The sequence below is a fragment of the Nocardioides sp. N13(2025) genome, from assembly GCF_051912545.1.
Classification (GTDB): domain Bacteria; phylum Actinomycetota; class Actinomycetes; order Propionibacteriales; family Nocardioidaceae; genus Nocardioides.
In genome coordinates this window covers 1,016,200-1,034,584 of the sequence record NZ_CP196809.1, presented here as the reverse complement: position 1 = coordinate 1,034,584, position 18,385 = coordinate 1,016,200, and the positions used below count along the sequence as shown (strand labels likewise).

General features: G+C 71.6%; 16 protein-coding genes and 1 tRNA gene. 4 read left to right on the top strand and 13 right to left on the bottom strand.

What is annotated here, in order from left to right:
* Positions 1–86: 86 nt before the first annotated feature.
* From ACS3YM_RS05010 to ACS3YM_RS04980, 7 genes are all read right to left on the bottom strand, one after another.
* A tRNA-Ala gene (locus tag ACS3YM_RS05010) sits at positions 87–159 on the bottom strand.
* Between the two features lie 54 nt (positions 160–213).
* Positions 214–684, bottom strand: coding sequence for a DUF4112 domain-containing protein (locus ACS3YM_RS05005; protein ID WP_439938977.1), 471 nt, complete (start codon positions 682–684; stop codon positions 214–216).
* The gene (locus tag ACS3YM_RS05000) at positions 681–1,307 is read right to left on the bottom strand and encodes a histidine phosphatase family protein (RefSeq protein ID WP_439938976.1); all 627 of its coding nucleotides are present in this window, start codon (positions 1,305–1,307) and stop codon (positions 681–683) included. Before ACS3YM_RS05000 ends, ACS3YM_RS05005 begins: the two co-directional genes overlap by 4 nt.
* Positions 1,304–1,663, bottom strand: coding sequence for a ribosome silencing factor (rsfS, locus tag ACS3YM_RS04995; RefSeq protein WP_439938975.1), 360 nt, complete (start codon positions 1,661–1,663; stop codon positions 1,304–1,306). The genes ACS3YM_RS05000 and rsfS overlap by 4 nt, the downstream gene beginning before the upstream one ends.
* A complete protein-coding gene (gene nadD, locus ACS3YM_RS04990) occupies positions 1,660–2,289 on the bottom strand; it encodes a nicotinate-nucleotide adenylyltransferase (protein ID WP_439939835.1) in 630 nt (209 codons plus the stop codon). The genes rsfS and nadD overlap by 4 nt, the downstream gene beginning before the upstream one ends.
* Positions 2,290–2,317: 28 nt before the next feature.
* Positions 2,318–2,467: a hypothetical protein gene (locus ACS3YM_RS04985; protein ID WP_439938974.1), complete on the bottom strand. Its 150-nt coding sequence runs from the start codon at positions 2,465–2,467 to the stop codon at positions 2,318–2,320.
* 19 nt (positions 2,468–2,486) lie between these two features.
* The gene (locus tag ACS3YM_RS04980; protein WP_439938973.1) at positions 2,487–3,737 is read right to left on the bottom strand and encodes a glutamate-5-semialdehyde dehydrogenase; all 1,251 of its coding nucleotides are present in this window, start codon (positions 3,735–3,737) and stop codon (positions 2,487–2,489) included.
* Between the two features lie 38 nt (positions 3,738–3,775).
* Here ACS3YM_RS04980 and ACS3YM_RS04975 point away from each other — a divergent pair, with 38 nt between their 5' ends.
* The gene (locus ACS3YM_RS04975) at positions 3,776–5,317 is read left to right on the top strand and encodes a hypothetical protein (RefSeq protein ID WP_439938972.1); all 1,542 of its coding nucleotides are present in this window, start codon (positions 3,776–3,778) and stop codon (positions 5,315–5,317) included.
* A gap of 64 nt (positions 5,318–5,381) precedes the next feature.
* Here ACS3YM_RS04975 and ACS3YM_RS04970 read toward each other — a convergent pair whose 3' ends face one another.
* From ACS3YM_RS04970 to ACS3YM_RS04955, 4 genes are all read right to left on the bottom strand, one after another.
* Positions 5,382–6,335, bottom strand: a complete 954-nt coding sequence (locus ACS3YM_RS04970) for an electron transfer flavoprotein subunit alpha/FixB family protein (RefSeq protein ID WP_439938970.1) — start codon at positions 6,333–6,335, stop codon at positions 5,382–5,384.
* Between the two features lie 13 nt (positions 6,336–6,348).
* Complete coding sequence (locus ACS3YM_RS04965; RefSeq protein ID WP_439938969.1) at positions 6,349–7,149, bottom strand: electron transfer flavoprotein subunit beta/FixA family protein; 801 nt, start codon at positions 7,147–7,149, stop codon at positions 6,349–6,351.
* Between the two features lie 137 nt (positions 7,150–7,286).
* Complete coding sequence (locus tag ACS3YM_RS04960) at positions 7,287–7,595, bottom strand: hypothetical protein (protein WP_439938968.1); 309 nt, start codon at positions 7,593–7,595, stop codon at positions 7,287–7,289.
* A gap of 11 nt (positions 7,596–7,606) precedes the next feature.
* The gene (locus ACS3YM_RS04955) at positions 7,607–8,383 is read right to left on the bottom strand and encodes an enoyl-CoA hydratase/isomerase family protein (RefSeq protein ID WP_439938967.1); all 777 of its coding nucleotides are present in this window, start codon (positions 8,381–8,383) and stop codon (positions 7,607–7,609) included.
* 138 nt (positions 8,384–8,521) lie between these two features.
* On the opposite strand from ACS3YM_RS04955, the gene glgX reads away from it, so the two are divergent.
* Positions 8,522–10,651, top strand: a complete 2,130-nt coding sequence (glgX, locus tag ACS3YM_RS04950) for a glycogen debranching protein GlgX (protein ID WP_439939834.1) — start codon at positions 8,522–8,524, stop codon at positions 10,649–10,651.
* 45 nt (positions 10,652–10,696) lie between these two features.
* On the opposite strand, the gene ACS3YM_RS04945 is transcribed toward glgX, so the two are convergent.
* The gene (locus tag ACS3YM_RS04945; RefSeq protein WP_439938966.1) at positions 10,697–11,185 is read right to left on the bottom strand and encodes a MarR family winged helix-turn-helix transcriptional regulator; all 489 of its coding nucleotides are present in this window, start codon (positions 11,183–11,185) and stop codon (positions 10,697–10,699) included.
* 69 nt (positions 11,186–11,254) lie between these two features.
* On the opposite strand from ACS3YM_RS04945, the gene ACS3YM_RS04940 reads away from it, so the two are divergent.
* Positions 11,255–11,623: a hypothetical protein gene (locus ACS3YM_RS04940; RefSeq protein ID WP_439938965.1), complete on the top strand. Its 369-nt coding sequence runs from the start codon at positions 11,255–11,257 to the stop codon at positions 11,621–11,623.
* Between the two features lie 194 nt (positions 11,624–11,817).
* Here ACS3YM_RS04940 and glgP read toward each other — a convergent pair whose 3' ends face one another.
* Complete coding sequence (gene glgP, locus ACS3YM_RS04935) at positions 11,818–14,403, bottom strand: alpha-glucan family phosphorylase (RefSeq protein ID WP_439938964.1); 2,586 nt, start codon at positions 14,401–14,403, stop codon at positions 11,818–11,820.
* A 92-nt stretch (positions 14,404–14,495) separates the two neighbouring features.
* Here glgP and ACS3YM_RS04930 point away from each other — a divergent pair, with 92 nt between their 5' ends.
* Positions 14,496–18,344: a M36 family metallopeptidase gene (locus ACS3YM_RS04930; protein ID WP_439938963.1), complete on the top strand. Its 3,849-nt coding sequence runs from the start codon at positions 14,496–14,498 to the stop codon at positions 18,342–18,344.
* Positions 18,345–18,385 lie beyond the last annotated feature (41 nt).

The following is an 18,385-nucleotide window of genomic DNA, read 5'->3' as shown; positions in this document are numbered from 1 at the left end:
CGGATGTCGTATGCCGCCACCCTGGCGGCACAACAAGCACAACAAGCAGAAGGCCGGACCCTGACGGATCCGGCCTTCTGCGTCGGTGGAGCTGAGGGGACTCGAACCCCTGACCCTCTGCATGCCATGCAGATGCGCTACCAGCTGCGCCACAGCCCCAACAGCCGAGAACATTAGCCGACAGTTCCGAGGAGGTGAAATCGGGGTCCCCGGTCAGGTCAGCCAGCGCACCAGGAGCCAGATCCCGAGCACCGTGACGGCGACTCCGGCGAGCAGCGGCACGACCATGAGGGCGACCGCGCCGGCGACGTAGCCGGTCGTCGGCGGCTCGCGCAGCGGCTCCCGCTCGATCTCGCGCAGCAGCAGGTGGAGGTTCTTGCGGTTGGCCCGGTGGGCGACGTCGAGCAGGTCGCCGAGGCCCGGGAGCAGCCCGAGCAGCGCGTCGACGACCAGGTTCAACCCCATCCGCGCCAGCACGACCATCGGCACCCGCGCCCGGACGGCGTCGCGGACGATGATGCCCGACAGGGCGCTGCCCAGGGCGTCGCCGATGCCCGGGACGAGCCCGATCACCGCGTCCAGGCCGAGCCCGATGCGGGTGCCCGGCACGGTCACTGCGTCGTCCATCACCCGGGCCACCTGGCGGCTCAGCGTGACGTCGACCTCCCGGGCGCGGTCGGTCACGTCACGGCCCGGTTCCAGGCCGTCAGCCGCCACCGCTCGACCCCGCCCGTCCACGTCGAGGCCGAGTGCTCGAGCACCACCCAGCCGCAGTTGGCGAGCACGCCGAACGACTCGCCGGGGTCGCCCTCCCAGCCGAGGAAGGCGGGCACGACCACGCGCAGGGCGGCTCCGTGGGACACGACCAGGCCGGTCTCGCCCTCCCCCAGCCCGTCGGCGTACGACCTGAGCGCGGGCAGGAAGCGCGCCAGCACGTCGTCGTGGGTCTCGCGGCCCGGGATCGCGTCGATGTCGCCCGCGAGGAGTGCGGCGTGCTCCTCGGGGTGGGCGGCGGCATAGGCCTCCGCCGTCAGGCCGGTGCGGTTGGCGCCGATGTCGAACTCCCGCAGCCGGGCGTCGAGGACGGGCTCCAGGCCCGACTCCGCGGCCACCGCGGCAGCCGTCTGGGAGGCACGACGGAGGTCCGAGGACCACACCGCGACCAGCCGCAGCGCGGCCAGGACGGGCGCCACCTCCTTGGCCTGCGCGAGGCCGACCTCGTCCAGCGGCACGTCGGCGTGGCCCTGGGCGCGGCCCGTGTCGTTCCACTCCGTGCGCCCGTGGCGGAGCAGGACCAGCCGCCTCACTTCAGGTCGAGCGGGATGAGCGGGCAGTCGCTCCAGAGGCGCTCGAGGGCGTAGAAGGAGCGCTCCTCCTCGTGCTGGACGTGCACCACGATCTCGCCGTAGTCGAGCAGCACCCAGCGTCCCTCGCGGTGCCCCTCGCGCCGGATCGGCTTGGCGTCGGCGTCGCGCAGCTTGTCCTCGATCTCGTCGACGATGGCGCCGACCGCGCGCTCGTTGCTGGCGCTGGCGAGCACGAAGGCGTCGGTGATGGCGAGCTGGTCGCTCACGTCGAAGGCCAGCACCTGCTCGGCCTTCTTGTCGTGCGCGGCCTGGGCCGCGATGGCGACGAGCTCGAGGGCGTGGTCGGTGGCAGTCATGCGGAGTCCTTGCTGTGGTGCGGGCTGTGGTGCGCGCTGGGGTGCGTGCTCGGATGGGACGAGTAGAGGTCGTGCTTGGCGATGTACTGCACGACGCCGTCCGGCACGAGGTACCAGACGGGCTCGCCACGCCGTTTGCGGTCGCGGCAGTCGGTGGAGGAGATCGCGAGTGCCGGGATCTCGACCATGGTTACCTTCTCGGCGGGGATCTTCTCCAGCGTCTCCGGGTCCATGGCGTAGCCGGGCCGGGTGCAGCCGACGAAGTTGGCGAGCTCGAAGAGCTCGTCGGCGTCACGCCAGGTGAAGATGTCGGCCAGGGCGTCGGCGCCGGTGATGAAGAACAGCTCCGCGTCGGGCATTTCGGCCTTGAGGTCGCGGAGCGTGTCGATCGTGTACGTCGGTCCGTCGCGGTCGATGTCGACGCGCGAGACCATGAAGCGCGGGTTGGCCGCCGTCGCCACCACGGTCATCAGGTAGCGGTGCTCGGCCTCGGTGACGTCGCGGTCGCTCTTCTGCCACGGGTCGCCGGTGGGGACGAAGACGACCTCGTCGAGGTCGAACCACGCCTGCACCTCCGACGCGGCCACGAGGTGGCCGTGGTGGATGGGGTCGAACGTGCCGCCCATCACCCCGACGCGACGCTGTGCCACGGGCTCAGCTGTGCTCGCGTCCGCCACCGAAGGAGACCACGGCCAGGAGCAGCACGAGCAGCAGGGCCAGCGCGACGGCACCCACGACGTAGGGGCTGACCACGGGGTCGCCGTGCTCGGCCTCGGCTGCGAGGACAGTCAGGGTGTTCAGCATGGCCGCGATCCTACCGGCATCAACGGAGGTGCCCGTCGCCCACCACGACGTACTTGCTCGACGTCATCTCCGGCAGGCCCATCGGCCCGCGGGCGTGCAGCTTCTGCGTGGAGATCCCGATCTCGGCACCGAAGCCGAACTCGCCACCGTCGGTGAAGCGGGTGGAGGCGTTGACCATCACCGCGGCGGAGTCGACCGCCGCCACGAAGCGTCGGATGGTCGCCTGGTCGCGGGCCACGATCGCCTCGGTGTGGCCGGAGGAGAAGCGGCGGATGTGGTCGATGGCACCCTCGACGTCCGGCACGACCGCCGCCGAGATCTCCATCGCCAGGAACTCGGCCGCGTGGTCCTCGTCGGTCGCCGGCACCACGTCGTCGTACTCCGCGAACGCGTCGTCGCCGTGCACCAGCACGCCCGCCTGCTGGAGGGCCTCGACGACCCGCGGGAGGAACTCGTCGGCGACGTCGCGGTGCACCAGGAGCGACTCGGCGGCGTTGCAGACGCTGGTGCGCTGGGTCTTGGAGTTGAGCACGATCGCGAGCGCCTGGTCGAGGTCGGCGGAGGCGTCGACGTAGACGTGGCAGTTGCCGACGCCGGTCTCGATCACCGGCACGGTCGACTCCTCCACGACGCTGCGGATCAGCCCCGCCCCGCCGCGCGGGATCAGCACGTCGACCAGCCCGCGAGCGCGCATCAGCGCCTTGACGCTGTCGTGGGTCTCCCCCGGCACCAGCTGTACGACGTCCTCCGGCAGGCCGCTGCCGGCCAGCGCACCGCGCATGGCCCCGACGATGGCCGCGTTGCTCGAGCGCGCGCTCGACGAGCCGCGCAGGAGCACGGCGTTGCCGGCCTTGAGGCAGATGCCCGCCGCGTCGGCCGTCACGTTGGGCCTGGCCTCGTAGATCATCCCGACGACGCCGAACGGCACCCGCACCTGGCGCAGCTCCAGGCCGTTCGCGAGCGTGCTGCCGCGCAGGACCTCGCCCACCGGGTCGGGCAGGCCGGCGACATCGCGCAGTCCCTGCGCCATCGCCGCCAGCCGGCTCTCGTCGAGCCGCAGCCGGTCGACGATGTTGGCGGGCGTGCCGCCGGCCTCGGCTCGGGCGACGTCCTCCGCGTTGGCCCCGAGGATCTCCGGTGACGAGGCGATCAGCGCGTCGGCCATCGCGTGCAGGGCGGCGTCCTTGGTCGCGCGCGTGGCGGTGGCGAGCTCGTGGCTCGCGGTCCGGGCCCGACCGGCGACCTCGCGGACGGCATCCTCGCTGCTCATGCCCTCAAGCGTAGGCCGGTCGCACCTATGCTGGATCCATGTCTCGGATCACGGGGGTGATCGTCGCTCTGGCGACGACGGCGGCTGTCCTGTCCGGCTCGACCGTGGGCGCGTCCCCGCCACCAGCGGCGGCCGAGGCGGCCGGGTTGCCGCGGGTGATCCGCGGCGGGGTCGAGCTCACCCTGGCCGACGGCGACCTCTTCCGCGTGTGGGTGGACCGGGACCAGCGCGCGGTGTGGGGCAAGCGGCTCGACGCCGCGACAGGCGTCTGGAGCGGGCGCCGGGTGGTGCTGCGGGAGAAGGACCTCGCCTGTGGCAGCGTCGACGCCCGCACGAGCAACGGCGCCGTAGCGGTGATGGCGGCATGCGACTCGGGGAAGACCTACGCCGAGGACCAGGCCCCGACCGGCTCCCGTGCCCTGTGGTCGGCCGACACGGTCACCTGGTCGTCGTACGAGCTCGAGGGCGAGGCCTACGACGAGCCCGGCATCTCCCCCGACGGGAGCCGGGCGGTGTGGCCGGAGCTCCGCGGCTACGTCACGTGGGGGCCGGAGGGGTTCACCCGCCACGCGCTCGAGGCCCCGGGCCGGGAGTACACCGCCACCGCGACGATCACCGACGACGCGCAGGTGTCCTACCTCTACGGTGCCAACGTCGCCCCGCGCCGGTGCCGCCTGCTCGTGCTCACCCGCACCGGGGACGGTGCCCCCTCCCGGCAGGAGGTCCCGCTCGCCGACGCCTGCCAGGACGCCAACTTCGCCAACGTCGACTCCGACACCGCGTGGTTCGGCGACTTCAGCAACCCCGGGTGGGTGAGCGTCATCTCGCGCGCGGACGCGCGCTCGCCGTGGGCCGTGACCGCGATCGCCCCAGCCACTGCACCCGGTCTCGACGACACCGACGGCCGGCTCGCCACGCGCTTCTTCACCGCCCCGGGACAGTCCCTGTACGCCGTCGGCTCGGCGCGCGGCCGTGTGGTGCGCGCCCAGGCGTACGACCGCCTGAGCCAGACCTGGGGCCGGCCGACGACGGCGTACGACGCCGGGCGCAAGCGGTGCAGGTGGGGCGACAACTGGTGGGCCGAGCCGCCGGGCGTCGTGATGGCCGCCCTGTCCTGCGGCGGTCGCAACGTCGTCCTCACCGTCCGCGACGGCGCGCCGTGGCAGGCACTGCGCCTGGGCCGGCACCCCTACGGGCTCTCCCCCGACGGGCGCTACGTCGCCGCGCCCGGCCGCAGCCGGACCCACGTCATCTCCCCCGAGCGCGGTGTCGTGACCCTGCCGGGCGGGGTGAGCGGACGGTGCGACGTGGTGGTGCCCGACGGCCCGGACGGTGCCGTGCTGCTCACCGCCCGAGGACGACACGGGGGCTGGCCGACTGTGCTGCAGCACTCGACGCCCGACGGGTGGAGCACTCTCGCGAAGACCTCGCTGCCGACGTTCGCGCCGGACTGCGTGAAGGCACGCTCGTCCAACTACGAGCTTCCCTACCGCTTCGACGTCTACGCGAGGTGGACGGGCTACACCGTGCGGCTCGTGGAGACGGACGACGGGTGGACGGTCCGGCGCACCCGGCGCTGACCCCGGACGCGCGACGACCCGGCAGGTCGGACCTGCCGGGTCGTGCGTGGCGCTGTGTGTCGGGTCAGCCCTTGCGAGCGGTGATCTGCTCGGTGGCTGCGGGCAGCACGGTGTGCAGGTCACCCACGACACCGAAGTCGACGAGCTCGAAGATCGGCGCCTCAGGGTCCTTGTTGACCGCGACGATCGTCTTCGAGGTCTGCATGCCGGCGCGGTGCTGGATCGCACCGGAGATGCCGTTGGCGACGTAGAGCTGCGGCGAGACCGTCTTGCCGGTCTGCCCGACCTGGAACGCGTGCGGCATCCAGCCCGAGTCCACCGCGGCACGCGAGGCGCCCACGGCCGCACCGAGCGAGTCGGCGAAGCCCTCGACCGGCTCGAAGTTGCCGCCGGTGCCACGACCACCCGAGACCACGATCGCGGCCTCGGTCAGCTCCGGGCGCCCGGTCGACTGCCGCGGCTGGGTCGCCACGATCTGGGCGGTCTTCGCCGCGTCGGACACCGTGACGGCGAACGCCTCGACGGCACCCGCACCCTCGGCCTCCTCGGGGGCTGCCGAGTTGGGCTTGACCGTGATGATCGGCGTGCCGGTGGTGACCTTGGCCTGCACGGTGTAGTTGCCGGCGAAGACGCTCTGCGTGGTCGTGCCGTCGTCGGCGACGTCGACGGCGTCGGTGATCAGGCCCGAGCCCAGCTTGATCGCCAGGCGACCGGCGACCTCCTTGTTCTCGAACGTCGAGGGCAACAGGATCGCCGCGGGGCTGGTCTTCTCGGCCAGCTGCTGCAGGGCCTCCGCCTTCGGGGCGACGAGGTAGCCCTTGATCTGGGCGTCGTCGATCACGTAGACCTTGCCGGCGCCGTACTTCTTGACCTTCTCGGCCACGGCGTCACCCTGGTCGGGCGAGCCGAAGAACACCGCGGACGGCTCGCCGAGACGCTTGGCGATGGTGAGCAGCTCGTAGGTCGGCTTCTTGACCTCGCCGTCGGCGTGGTCGATGACAACAAGAACTTCAGACATGTCTGGGTGCTCCTCAGATGAACTTCTTGGAGGCGAGGAACTCGACCAGCGCGCCGGCGCCCGATCCGTCCTCGTCGGTGACGATCTCGCCGGCCGTGCGCGGCGGACGGGCCGTGGTGTCCTCCACCTGCGTGTAGGCCACCGACAGGCCGACCTCGCCGGCGTCGACGCCCAGGTCGGACAGCGACCAGGTCTCCAGCGGCTTCTTCTTCGCGGCCATGATGCCCTTGAAGGAGGGGTAGCGGGCCTCGCCCGACTGGTCGGTCACGGACAGCACGATCGGCAGCGTCGCGCCGACGACCTCGGTCGAGCCCTCGTTGTCGCGCTTGATCCGGACCTGGTCGCCCTGCGACTCGACCACGGAGGCCAGCGTGACCTGCGGGAGGCCGAGGCGCTCGGCGAGCATCGCGGGGACCACGGAGCCGGAGGCGTCGGTCGACGCCATCCCGCAGATCACCAGGTCGGCACCGGCGTCGGCCTTGATCTTCTCGACCGCCTTGGCCAGCACCAGCGACGTGGCGAGGTAGTCGGAGCCGGCGATCGCGTCGTCGACGACGTGGACGCCGGAGTCGGCACCCATCTGCAGCGCCTTGCGCACCGCGTCGACCGCCTTCTCCGGACCCACGGTCAGGGCGGTGACGGTGATCTCCTCACCCTCACGCTTCTCGCGGAACTGCAGGGCCTGCTCGACGGCGTACTCATCGAGCTCGGACAACAGGCCGTCGACGCCGACGCGGTCGACAGTGTTGTCGTCCTCGAACTTGCGGTCGGCCGTCGCGTCCGGCACGTACTTCACACAGACAACAATGTTCATGGTGGTGTGGCCTCGCGGCCCCTCCTGTGCAATCGGATGTGCTCGTGAGGTTACAAGTCACTCACCCGGACCGGAATGGCGTCTCGGGTGGGGTCAATCACAGTGACACTGTCACGGTCGGGCGACCGCGCCCCGGGTCAGGGCTTGATGATGCGGTCGAGGATGCGCCCGACGACCAGCCAGGCGATCGCGCCGAGGCCCCAGTTGAACAGCGCGTTCTTGACCTCGGCGCCCTGCCCGCGGAACTGCTTGATGCCGTCCTGGCGCGAGAAGACCCCGAGGTCCACGAAGTCGGCCGCCCGCAGCACGAAGTCGACCAGGTCGTTGGACTTGTTGGCGTCCAGGGCGATCAGGAGCGCCCCCACCGCCAGGAGCAGGGCGCACAGTGCGGCCACCAGCCACACCAGCTGTGCCAGCCTTGCCCGGATCTTCGATGCCACAGTCATGTCTCCTTGGGTCAGCGTCCGACGAATGTTGCCTTGCCCGGCCCGTTCTCAACGAACGAGGTCATGCCGCGGGTACGGTCCTCGGTCGCGAAGATCGCGGCGAACTGCTGGCGCTCGATCTCCAGGCCGGTGTCGAGGTCGGTCTCGCTCCCCCGGTCGATGCACTCCTTGGCGGCGCGGATCGCCAGGGCGGCGGCGCCGCTGAACTGCGCGGCGTAGGCGACCGACTCCTCGAGCACCTGGTCGGCGGGGACGACCCGGTCGACCAGGCCGATCCGCAGCGCCTCCTCGGCCTTCACGAACCGGGCGGTGAAGATGATGTCCTTGGCCCTCGCCGTGCCGACGAGGCGGGTGAGGCGCTGCGTGCCGCCGGCGCCCGGGATGATCCCGAGCAGCACCTCGGGCTGGCCCAGGACGGCGTCCTCGGCGGCGAAGCGGAAGTCCGCGGCGAGCGCGAGCTCGCAGCCGCCACCCAGGGCGTACCCGTTGACCGCGGCGACGACCGGCTTGGGGATCCGCGCGATGGCGGTCGTCGCCGAGGTGGCGGACGCGGCGACCTTCACCATGTCGGCGTAGGAGAGGTCGGCCATCTCCTTGACGTCGTTGCCGGCGGCGAAGACGCGCTCGCCGCCCCACACCACCACGGCGCGTACGTCGTCGCGCTCGGTCAGCTCGGCCGCGGCCTCCCGCAGGTCGGCCTGCACCTGGACGCTGATCGCGTTCATCTTGGGGCGGTCGAGCCGCAGCACGGCGACCCCGTCTGTCACGTCGATCGAGACGAACTCCATGGCTGCTCCTCATCGTCGGGCACGTGCTGGCGATGCACGATTGGGCCGCATTGTGCCGTGCGGTCGTCTCTCGACCACAATGACCCGGTGACACCGCCCCCCGAGACGTCAGCCGTCTGGCACCACGACGGCGAGACCATGACGGTCTGGCCCGGCCGCAACTACCCCTTGGGCGCGACCTGGTCGGAGGAGTCGACGAACTTCGCGGTCTACGCGCCGGCCGCCACGTCGCTGTGGGTGTGCCTGTTCGACGAGGACGGCACCGAGGTCCGCCACCAGCTCACCGAGCACTCGCTCGGCGTGTGGCACGGCGCGATCCCGGGCGTCGCCGTCGGCTCGCTCTACGGCTACCGCGCCGCCGGCCCCTGGGACCCCGCCGCGGGCCTGCGCTTCAACGCGGCCAAGCTGCTGCTCGACCCCTACGGCAAGGCCGTCTCGGGCGACCTGGTCGTCGACGACGCGATCTACGGCTACGCCATGGGCGACCCGGAGACGCCCAGCGACCTCGACTCGGCGCCGTACATGCCGCGCAGCGTGGTCGTGCACGACGACGACTTCGACTGGGGCGACGACGCGCCGCAGTTCCGTCGCTGGCGCGACACCGTCATCTACGAGATGCACGTCAAGGGCATGACCAAGCTGCACGACCGGGTGCCCGAGGAGCTGCGCGGGACGTACGCCGGCCTCGCCACGCCCGCGGTCACCGACTACCTCCGCGACCTCGGCGTGACGGCGGTCGAGCTGCTGCCGGTGCACCAGTTCTTCTCCGAGCCGGCCCTGGCCGAGCGGGGCCTGGTCAACTACTGGGGCTACAACTCCCTCGGCTTCTTCGCCCCGCACAACGCCTACAGCTCCTCGGGCGACCGCGGGCAGCAGGTGCGGGAGTTCAAGCAGATGGTCAAGGCCTTCCACGACGCGGGACTCGAGGTGATCCTCGACGTGGTCTACAACCACACCGCCGAGGCCGGCCCGAGCGGACCGACGCTGAGCTTCCGCGGGCTCGACGACCGCGGCTACTACCAGCGCGTGGTGCCGCCGGAGCCGGAGCCGGGCGAGGAGCCGATGCCGGTCACCTACTGGGATGTCACCGGGTGCGGCAACACGGTCGACTCGACCCACACCCAGAGCCTGCGGATGATCCTCGACTCCCTGCGCTACTGGGTCAACGAGATGCACGTCGACGGCTTCCGCTTCGACCTGATGAGCGCGCTGACCCGCACCGACCAGGTCGTCGACATGGGCAGCCACCTGCTCACCGCGATCGGCCAGGACCCGGTCCTGCGCCACGTGAAGCTCGTCGCCGAGCCGTGGGACGCCTCGATGGACGGTTACCGGGTGGGCCAGTTCCCGCCGCCGTGGATCGAGTGGAACGACCAGTTCCGCGACACGATGCGCGACTTCTGGCGCGGCCACGCCGCTGGCGTACGCACCGTCGCCACGCGCCTGGCCGGCTCCAGCGACCTGTACGCCGACGACGGCCGCTCGCCCTACGCGTCGGTCAACTTCGTCACCGCGCACGACGGCTTCACCCTGCGCGACCTCGTGTCCTACAACCACAAGCACAACGAGGCCAACGGCGAGGACAACCGCGACGGCACCGACAACAACCGCTCGTGGAACTGCGGCGTGGAGGGCGAGACCGACGACCCGGACGTCATCGCGATCCGCCGGCGCCAGGCCGCCAACCTGATGGCGACGCTGTGCTTCTCCAGCGGCGTGCCGATGCTGACGGCCGGCGACGAGCGCGGGCGCACGCAGGGCGGCAACAACAACGCCTACGGCCAGGACAACGAGGTCTCCTGGATCGACTGGCGCCCCGACGACGCGTGGCTCGACGTCTACGAGATCACCAAGACCGCGCTGCGCCTGCGCCGCGACCACCCCGTGCTCCGCCAGCGGCACTGGTTCGAGGGCCGCCCGACGATCAAGGGCGGCATCAAGGACCTGGTCTGGGTGCACCCCGACGGCCGCGAGATGTCGACCGAGGACTGGAACGACGACTCGTGCCGCACGGTCGGGATGTTCCTCAACGGTGCCCCCCTGCGCTACCCGGGGCCTCACGGCGAGCAGATCCGCGACAAGTCGTTCATGATCTGGCTCAACGCCGGCAACGACGACGTGAAGCTGACGCTGCCGGACAACAAGTGGGTCCACCACGGCGAGGTGGTGCTCTCCACCAACGCCGAGATCGCGGAGGGCACGCCCGCCGTCACGGGCAGCACGCTCGAGCTCCAGGCGCACTCGGTGCTCGTGCTGCGCGAGACCTGATCCGGGGGCCGGTCCAGGCCTGGCCCTGGCCTGGGCCTGTGCCCGTCAGGTGCGCGCGGGTTCCCTGGTTGCCGTCCTGGTCGCGGTCTTTGCTGCCTCGATCACGCCCGTCAGCCGGTCGCGGAGCCCGACGAGGTCCTCGAGGTCCATGTCGAGGCGCGAAAGGATCGTGGCGGGCACGTCCAGCGCCTGCGTGCGCAGCTCGCGGCCCTTCGCGGTGAGCGCGACCGCAAGGGTCCGCTCGTCGGCGGGGTTGCGGTCGCGGGTCACCAGGTCGGCCGCCTCCAGCCGCTTGAGCAGGCGGGAGAGCGTGCCGGGATCCAGCTCGAGCGTGCGGCTCAGCTCGGTGACCGAGAGGGGCTCCGCGCCCCACAGGGCGAGCATCACGAGGTACTGCGGGTGGGTCAGCCCCATCGGCTCGAGCACGGGGCGGTAGACCGAGATGACCGTGCGCGAGGCCACCGCGAGCGCGAAGCAGACCTGTCGCTCGAGGGCGAGCGGGTCGTCGTCGCGATTCTGCGGAGCGCTGGTCACTTTGTTAGCCTAGCAATCGTTGTCACAGCAATGAATTCGCCAGCGAGCAGCCGAGGACCCGAGGAAGACATGGCCAGCAGCGTTCCCGCCCGACGCCAGGAGAAGGGTCGGGGCCACCTGCTCGACCTCGACGCGCCCCGCCGGGTCGTCCAGGACCCGGAGAAGGACGCCCGCGACCTCGCCCGGGTCCAGCGGTGGGTCATGTCGACGCTGGCCGTCACCACGATCCTGCACCTCGTCGTCGGCCTGGTCGTGGCGGCCGTGATGCTCGACGACGCGCCCGACACCTCCAAGGTCGGGCTCAACGTCATCGCCGGGATCTTCGGCTCGATGGCGGTCGCCACCGGCCTCGCCATCCACGGCAAGCGGATCGTGTCGCCGTGGCTGCTGCTCGGCGTCGTCCCGACGGCCGTCGGTCTCTGGCTGACGTTCGGCTGAGCCGTCCGGGCGTGACCCTCGCACCTGGCTCGGCACCCCCTGCTCAGCCGCGTGGCCAGAGTCGGTCGCATGGACGCCGCTGACGACCGCCGACGCGGACGCGGACGAGAGCGCGGTCTTCCTGACGTGCCATGCACGTCACGAGGACCGCACTGCCACCGGCCGCCCGGACCGCAGCCGGGGCGGACATGGACTCAGGCGGGCTCCGCCACCAGGCCGAGCTCGGCGACCGACGCCAGCGCCTCGTTGCGGGGCACCACCCGCACCGTGTAGCCGAAGGGGCCGGAGTGCTGCAGCGGGACCGCGGCGTCGAAGCGGTGGCGGTTGCCGTCGTAGGACTCCCCCACCAGCATCGGCGTGGCCGAGGTCGCGGTGAGCACGTCGTCCGAGCCGATCCTGCCGTGCACGACCTGCACCTCGACGTCGTCGGGCGAGAGCGAGCCGAGGGCCACCCAGGCACGGACGGCGAGGGTCGCGCCGACCTCCGCCTGGTCGCCGACGCCCTCGGAGTCGATGTGCTCGACGCGGACGCCGTGCCAGGCGTCGCGCACCGTCTGCTTCCAGCTCGACAGGGTGCGCGCCCCGGCGTAGTCGGAGTTGAGGGTGCGCGCGGTGTGCGCGGCGGGGGCGTACAGCTCGCGGACGTAGTCGCGCACCTGGCGGGTGGCGAGCACCTTGGGGCCGAGCGACTTGAGGGTGTGACGCACCATCTCCAGCCAGCGCGGCGGGACACCCTCGTCGTTGGTCTCGTAGAAGCGCGGCACCACGTCGGTCTCGATGAGGTCGTAGAGCGCCGCCGCCTCGAGGTCGTCACGACGGTCGGGGTCCTCGATGCCGTCGGCCGACGGGATCGCCCAGCCGTTGTTGCCGTCGTACCACTCGTCCCACCAGCCGTCGAGGATCGACAGGTTGAGACCGCCGTTGAGCGCGGCCTTCATGCCCGAGGTGCCGCACGCCTCGTAGGGGCGCAGCGGGTTGTTGAGCCACACGTCGCAGCCGGGGTAGAGCGGCTGCGCCATCGCGATGTCGTAGTTGGGCAGGAAGGCGATGCGGTGCCGGACCTCCGGGTCGTCGGCGAAGCGCACCATCTCCTGGATGAGCCGCTTGCCGGTCTCGTCGGCCGGGTGCGCCTTGCCGGCGATGACCAGCTGGATCGGGCGCTCGGGGTCGAGCAGCAGCTTCTTGAGGCGGTCGGGGTCGCGCAGCATCAGCGTGAGGCGCTTGTAGGTCGGCACGCGACGCGCGAAGCCGATGGTCAGCACGTCGGGGTCGAGCGCGTTGTCGATCCAGGTGGTCTCCGCCTTGGCGAAGCCTCGCTTCGCGGCCGAGCGACGCATCCGGTCGCGGGCGTCCTCGATGAAGCGGGTGCGCAGGGTGCGCTTGAGGTCCCAGATCTCGCGGTCGCCGATGCTGTCGACCAGCGGCCACAGGGCGTCGGTGTCGTCGCCGTCGATGTCACCGCCGCGGCTCGCCGCGAGCTCGATGACCTCACGCGCGATCCAGGTCGGGCCGTGGACGCCGTTGGTGATCGACGTGATCGGCACCTCGGCCTCGTCGAAGGCGGGCCAGAGGCCGTTGAACATCCCGCGCGACACGTGCCCGTGCAGCTGTGAGACACCGTTGGCGCGCTGGGCGAGGCGGAAGCCCATCACGGCCATGTTGAAGACGCCGGCGTCGCCGCTGTCGTAGTCCTCGGCGCCGAGTGCGAGCACCCGGTCGACCGGGACGCCGGGGGTCGGCGAGCTGCCGCCGCCGAAGTACTGCTCGACGAGCTCGCGGGGGAACCGGTCGATGCCGGCCGGCACGGGGGTGTGCGTGGTGAAGACCGTCCCGGCGCGCGAGACCTCGAGCGCGGTGTCGAAGTCGAGGTGCGGACCGTCCTCACCGACGGTGAGCTCGCGGATCCGCTCGATGCCGAGAAAGCCGGCGTGGCCCTCGTTGGTGTGGAACACCTCGGGCGCCGGGGCGCCCGTGATGCGCGACCACACCCGCAGCGCGCGTACGCCGCCCACGCCGAGGAGCAGCTCCTGGCGCAACCGGTGCTCGGAGTTGCCGCCGTAGAGGCGGTCGGTGACGTCGCGGTAGTGGGCGCTGTTGTCCTCGATGTCGGTGTCGAGCAGCAGCAGCGGCACGCGGCCCACGTGGGCGACGAGGATCCGCGCCACGAGGTCGGGCCCGTCCGGCAGCGCGATGGAGACCGTGGCGCGGGTGCCGTCGGCCTCGCGGAGCTGGGTCAGCGGCAGCTCGTCGGGGTCGAGGACGGGGTAGCTCTCCTGCTGCCAGCCGTCGCGGTCGAGCGCCTGCTTGAAGTAGCCGTGGCGGTAGAACAGCCCGACGCCCGTCAGCGGGATGCCGAGGTCGGAGGACGCCTTCAGGTGGTCGCCGGCGAGGATGCCGAGGCCGCCGGAGTACTGCGGCAGCACGGACGTGATGCCGTACTCCGGCGAGAAGTAGGCGATCGAGCGCGGCGCGTCGTCGCCGGCCTTGCGGGCGTACCAGCGGTCCTCCGTCAGGTAGCGCTGGAGGTCGGCGTGGGCGGCGTCGAGCCGGGCCCGGAAGTCGCCGTCCTCGACGAGCTGCTCGAGGCGCTCGCGCCCGACGGCGCCGAGCAGGCGCACCGGGTCGCACTTGACCTCGCGCCACAGCACGGGGTCGATCGAGGAGAAGACGTCCTGCGTCGGCGGGTGCCACGACCAGCGCAGGTTGCCCGCCAGGACGGACAGCGCACCCAGGGGCTCGGGCAGGACAGGACGGACGGTGAATCGTCGGAACGCTCGCACGGTCCAGCACGCTAGGGCATTTCTTGGATCGATCCAAGAACCCGGCGGGATCCGTTGCATAACTCACGGGTAGCAAACGCAGTTGTTGCGGCATGACCCTGCCCCGCCACCGCTTCGGCCGCACGACCCTCGCGGCCGCGTCGCTCCTCGCGATCTCCACCCTGACCACGATCGCCGCGCCGGCCACCGCCGAGCCCTCCTCCGCCGGGGACAAGGCGATCACCCCCGGCCCCACCCCGGCCGACGTCCGCACCCTGGCCGACCCCGTCGCCGGACCGCGCGACCGCGACACGCGCGGCACCGCCCTCCCGACCGCCCTCCAACGCCAGGCCGTCGCCGCCATGGGCGACGTCACCGCACGGTGGAACCAGCTCGGCACCCCCGCTTCCCTGCTCCCCGCCGACGGCTCCCTCGGCGCCGCACCGGGCGCTCCCGTGGACGGGGCACGCGCCTGGCTGCGCGACCACGCGGACCTGTTCGGCACCGATGCGGCCGGCATCGACGCGCTCGAGCTGGTGTCCTCCCAACCGCTGGCCCGGTCGGAGGCCCGCGCGGTGCTCTTCCGCCAGGACTTCGGTGGCGTCGCCCCCGCGCTCGGCGGGCTGGTCACGGTCGGGGTCGCCGACGGCAAGGTCGCCTACGTGTCCTCGTCCCTGGCTCGTACGACCGGCGCGATGCCCGCGGCCACGCTGACGCCGCTGCAGGGCTGGCTCCAGGCCGCCGACGAGCTCTCCGTGGGCGTCCCCACCGCGCAGGTCGCGGACATCACCCAGTCCGTCAGCGGCGGGTGGACCCGCCTCACCGTCCCGGGCTTCGCCCAGGAGCAGCAGGTGCGCCTCCGCGCCCTGCCGATGGCCGACGGAAGCGTCCGTCCGGTGCTCGAGGCCAACGTGGTCAACGTCACCGGCGGCGCCTCCCTCGCCTTCACCAGCCTCGTCGACGGCGTGACCGGCGAGGTCCTGGCGCGGCACAACAAGGTCGAGAACTTCGCCTACCAGGACGTCTTCCAGGGCGCGGTCGACCCGGTGACGGGCTGCGGGCCGCAACACCCGTTCGACCTGACTGACGACCTCACCCGGCAGATCAATGCCGTCGTCACCGGAGCGCCCGCCGATGACTTCGTCCTCAAGCTGTTCAAGGGCTCGACGCTCCTGACCTCGCAGGACCTCGCCACCAACCCCGAGGTGCTGAGCTACAGCTCTGCCATGATCCCCGGCGGCACGTACTCCGTACAGGTCTGCGAGTTCGAGCCCGGCTCGGTGATCGTCGGGGAGTACGCAGTCGCGGTCAGCACCAGCGACTCCGCCGCCCCCGGCACCGGCGACCTCACCGGCAACCCGCGCTGGCGCTACTTCACCGCCAACCCCACTCTCGACTCCCCCGACGAGACGCCGACCAACTCGGTGGTCGGCTGCTGGACCGCCGACGCCGGCTGCACGACGCCGCCCGGCGAGCTGCGCAACGTCGCGGCCTTCGGCCCGTGGGACGCGATCGGTCCGGTGTCGACGTTCACCACCGTCGGCAACAACGCCAACACCCACGAGGCGTGGGCCAGCCCGCTGACCCCGGGTGGCACCGCGCAGTCGCCGGTCTCCCCGACCCGCGAGTACACGACGGAGTTCGAGGACCGCTGGAACAACAGCCGCTGCGACGTCGCCGAGCTGGTGCCGGGCGGCAACGACATCGACGCCTCGGTGGGCAACCTCTTCGTCGCGCACAACCGGATGCACGACTACTCCTACTACCTCGGCTTCACCGAGGAGAACTACAACCTGCAGCTCGACAACGGCAGCCGCGGTGGCGTCGCCGGCGACCAGGAGGTCGGCAACGCGCAGGCCGGCGCCGTCACCGGCGGGAGCCCCAGCTACCTCGGCCGCGACAACGCCAACCAGATCACGCTGCAGGACGGCACGCCCGGCATCACCAACCAGTACCTGTTCGAGCCGATCGCCGGCGCGTTCTACGCCCCTTGCACCGACGGCGGCCTCGACATGGGCATCGTCGGCCACGAGTACACCCACGCCATCAGCAACCGGATGATCGGCGGACCGGACGAGGGCATCACCTCCGAGCAGGGCGGCGCGATGGGCGAGTCCTGGGGCGACCTGGTCGCCGGGGAGTACCAGTTCGCGCACGGCTACAGCAACGGCGGCAACGTCTGGGCCGTCGGCGCCTACGCCACGGGCAACACCGAGACCGCGATCCGCGACTACTCGATCGACGAGAACCCGCTGAACTACTCCGACTACGGCTTCGACAGCACCGGCCCCGAGGTCCACGCCGACGGCGAGATCTGGAACGGCACGATGTGGGAGGTCCGCCAGGCCCTCGTCGAGAAGTACGACGCCCAGTACCCGTACGACGACGAGAAGCTGCAGCTGGCCTGCGCGGACGCGACGACCATCACGACCCCGCGTGACGTGACGACGTGCCCCGGCAACCGCCGGTGGGTGCAGCTCGTGTTCGACGCCTTCCTGCTCCAGCAGGGGGCCACGTCGATGCTCGACGCGCGCGACGCCATGATCGCCGCCGACGAGATGCGGTTCGCCGGCGAGAACAAGGACGTCCTGTGGGCGGCCTTCGCCCGCCGCGGCATGGGCACCGGCGCCTCCGTCGTCGACGCCGACGACCACGAGCCGACGCCGAGCTTCGCGACCCCGACGGGGCCGACGTCCACGATCACCTTCGCCACCACCGGCAAGGCGAAGATCTACGTCGGTGACTACGAGGCCCGGGTGACCCCGGTGGCCGACACTGACCCGGACAGCGAGCTCGGCGCGAGCGCCGACTTCACCCCGGGCACCTACGACATGGTGGCCGTGTCCGCCGACCGCGGCTTCACGCGCTGGACCATGACGGTCCTGCCCGACGGCTCGGACCGCACCGAGACCCTCGGCGACGTCGTCAACCTGGCAAGCGCCGCGGCCGGCGCGAGCGTCATCGGGTCCACCGACGGATCCCTCAACCCCGAGGCGCTCATCGACGGCACCGAGGCGACCAACTGGGGCGGCGTGACCGCGGCCCAGGTCGACGAGTCGCACCCGTCCGTGTCGGTCGACCTCGCCGGCGCCGTGCAGACGGTCAAGCGGGTGCAGGTGAGCGCCTACCTCACCCCTGCCCCGGCGTCCCCGACCGACGTCCCGCTGGCGCAGGACGACCCGGACTCGGGCTCGCGCTTCACCGCCCTGCGCCAGTTCGCCCTGGAGGCGTGCACCGCCGACTGCGACACCGCCGGTGCGGCGTGGACGCGCTTCTACACCTCCCCCGCCGACGCCTTCCCGAGCGCGCTGCCGCGCCCGGTGGCGCCGACGCTCAACCTGCGCGAGTTCGACGTGCCCGACACGCAGGCTGCCGCCGTACGACTGGTGACCCTGGAGAACCAGTGCACCGGGCAGGAGGCCTACGCCGGCCAGCAGATCGCCGGAGCGACCGCGCCTGACACCGACTGCAAGTCGGGCTCGGACCGCGGCACCATCGTCCACGCCTCCGAGCTGCAGGTGTTCGGCGACGCGCCGACCCTGCCGCAGCAGCCGACCGCCGGCGGCACCGACACCGGCACGGGCACGACCGGCAGCACCGGCACGACGGGCACCACCAGCACGACGACCACCCCTGCCACCACCCCTGCCACCACCCGCTCTCGGCCCACGGTGGCGCTCAAGGTTCTGCGCAAGTTCCAGACCCCGCGCAACAAGGCGCCCAGGCTGGTGATCGAGGTGCTCTCCGACAGCGCGGCGCCGCGGGCGGGGCGCCTCGTGGTCGTCGTCGACGGCGAGAAGTGGAAGTCGGTCAGCACGACGACCGGCCGGCGCAAGGTCCTTCTCACCAAGCAGCTGCTGCGCGGGCGCCACACGGTGCGGGTGCGCTTCCGCCCGGCCGACCGGACGTCCTACCGACCGGCGCGCTCGCACGTGAAGCGGATCGTCGTCAGGCGATCGTGAGCCGCGCACCCTCAGTGGGGTGAGACCACGTCCGTCACGGG

What these genes read in the sequence shown, in the direction of transcription:
- rsfS (WP_439938975.1), bottom strand. Translation starts at nt 1,663, where the DNA reads ATGACTGCCACCGACCACGCCCTCGAGCTCGTCGCCATCGCGGCCCAG.
- nadD (WP_439939835.1), bottom strand. Translation starts at nt 2,289, where the DNA reads ATGGGCGGCACGTTCGACCCCATCCACCACGGCCACCTCGTGGCCGCG.
- ACS3YM_RS04985 (WP_439938974.1), bottom strand. Translation starts at nt 2,467, where the DNA reads ATGCTGAACACCCTGACTGTCCTCGCAGCCGAGGCCGAGCACGGCGAC.
- ACS3YM_RS04980 (WP_439938973.1), bottom strand. Translation starts at nt 3,737, where the DNA reads ATGAGCAGCGAGGATGCCGTCCGCGAGGTCGCCGGTCGGGCCCGGACC.
- ACS3YM_RS04975 (WP_439938972.1), top strand. Translation starts at nt 3,776, where the DNA reads ATGTCTCGGATCACGGGGGTGATCGTCGCTCTGGCGACGACGGCGGCT.
- ACS3YM_RS04970 (WP_439938970.1), bottom strand. Translation starts at nt 6,335, where the DNA reads ATGTCTGAAGTTCTTGTTGTCATCGACCACGCCGACGGCGAGGTCAAG.
- ACS3YM_RS04965 (WP_439938969.1), bottom strand. Translation starts at nt 7,149, where the DNA reads ATGAACATTGTTGTCTGTGTGAAGTACGTGCCGGACGCGACGGCCGAC.
- ACS3YM_RS04960 (WP_439938968.1), bottom strand. Translation starts at nt 7,595, where the DNA reads ATGACTGTGGCATCGAAGATCCGGGCAAGGCTGGCACAGCTGGTGTGG.
- ACS3YM_RS04955 (WP_439938967.1), bottom strand. Translation starts at nt 8,383, where the DNA reads ATGGAGTTCGTCTCGATCGACGTGACAGACGGGGTCGCCGTGCTGCGG.
- glgX (WP_439939834.1), top strand. Translation starts at nt 8,522, where the DNA reads ATGACGGTCTGGCCCGGCCGCAACTACCCCTTGGGCGCGACCTGGTCG.
- ACS3YM_RS04940 (WP_439938965.1), top strand. Translation starts at nt 11,255, where the DNA reads ATGGCCAGCAGCGTTCCCGCCCGACGCCAGGAGAAGGGTCGGGGCCAC.
- ACS3YM_RS04930 (WP_439938963.1), top strand. Translation starts at nt 14,496, where the DNA reads ATGACCCTGCCCCGCCACCGCTTCGGCCGCACGACCCTCGCGGCCGCG.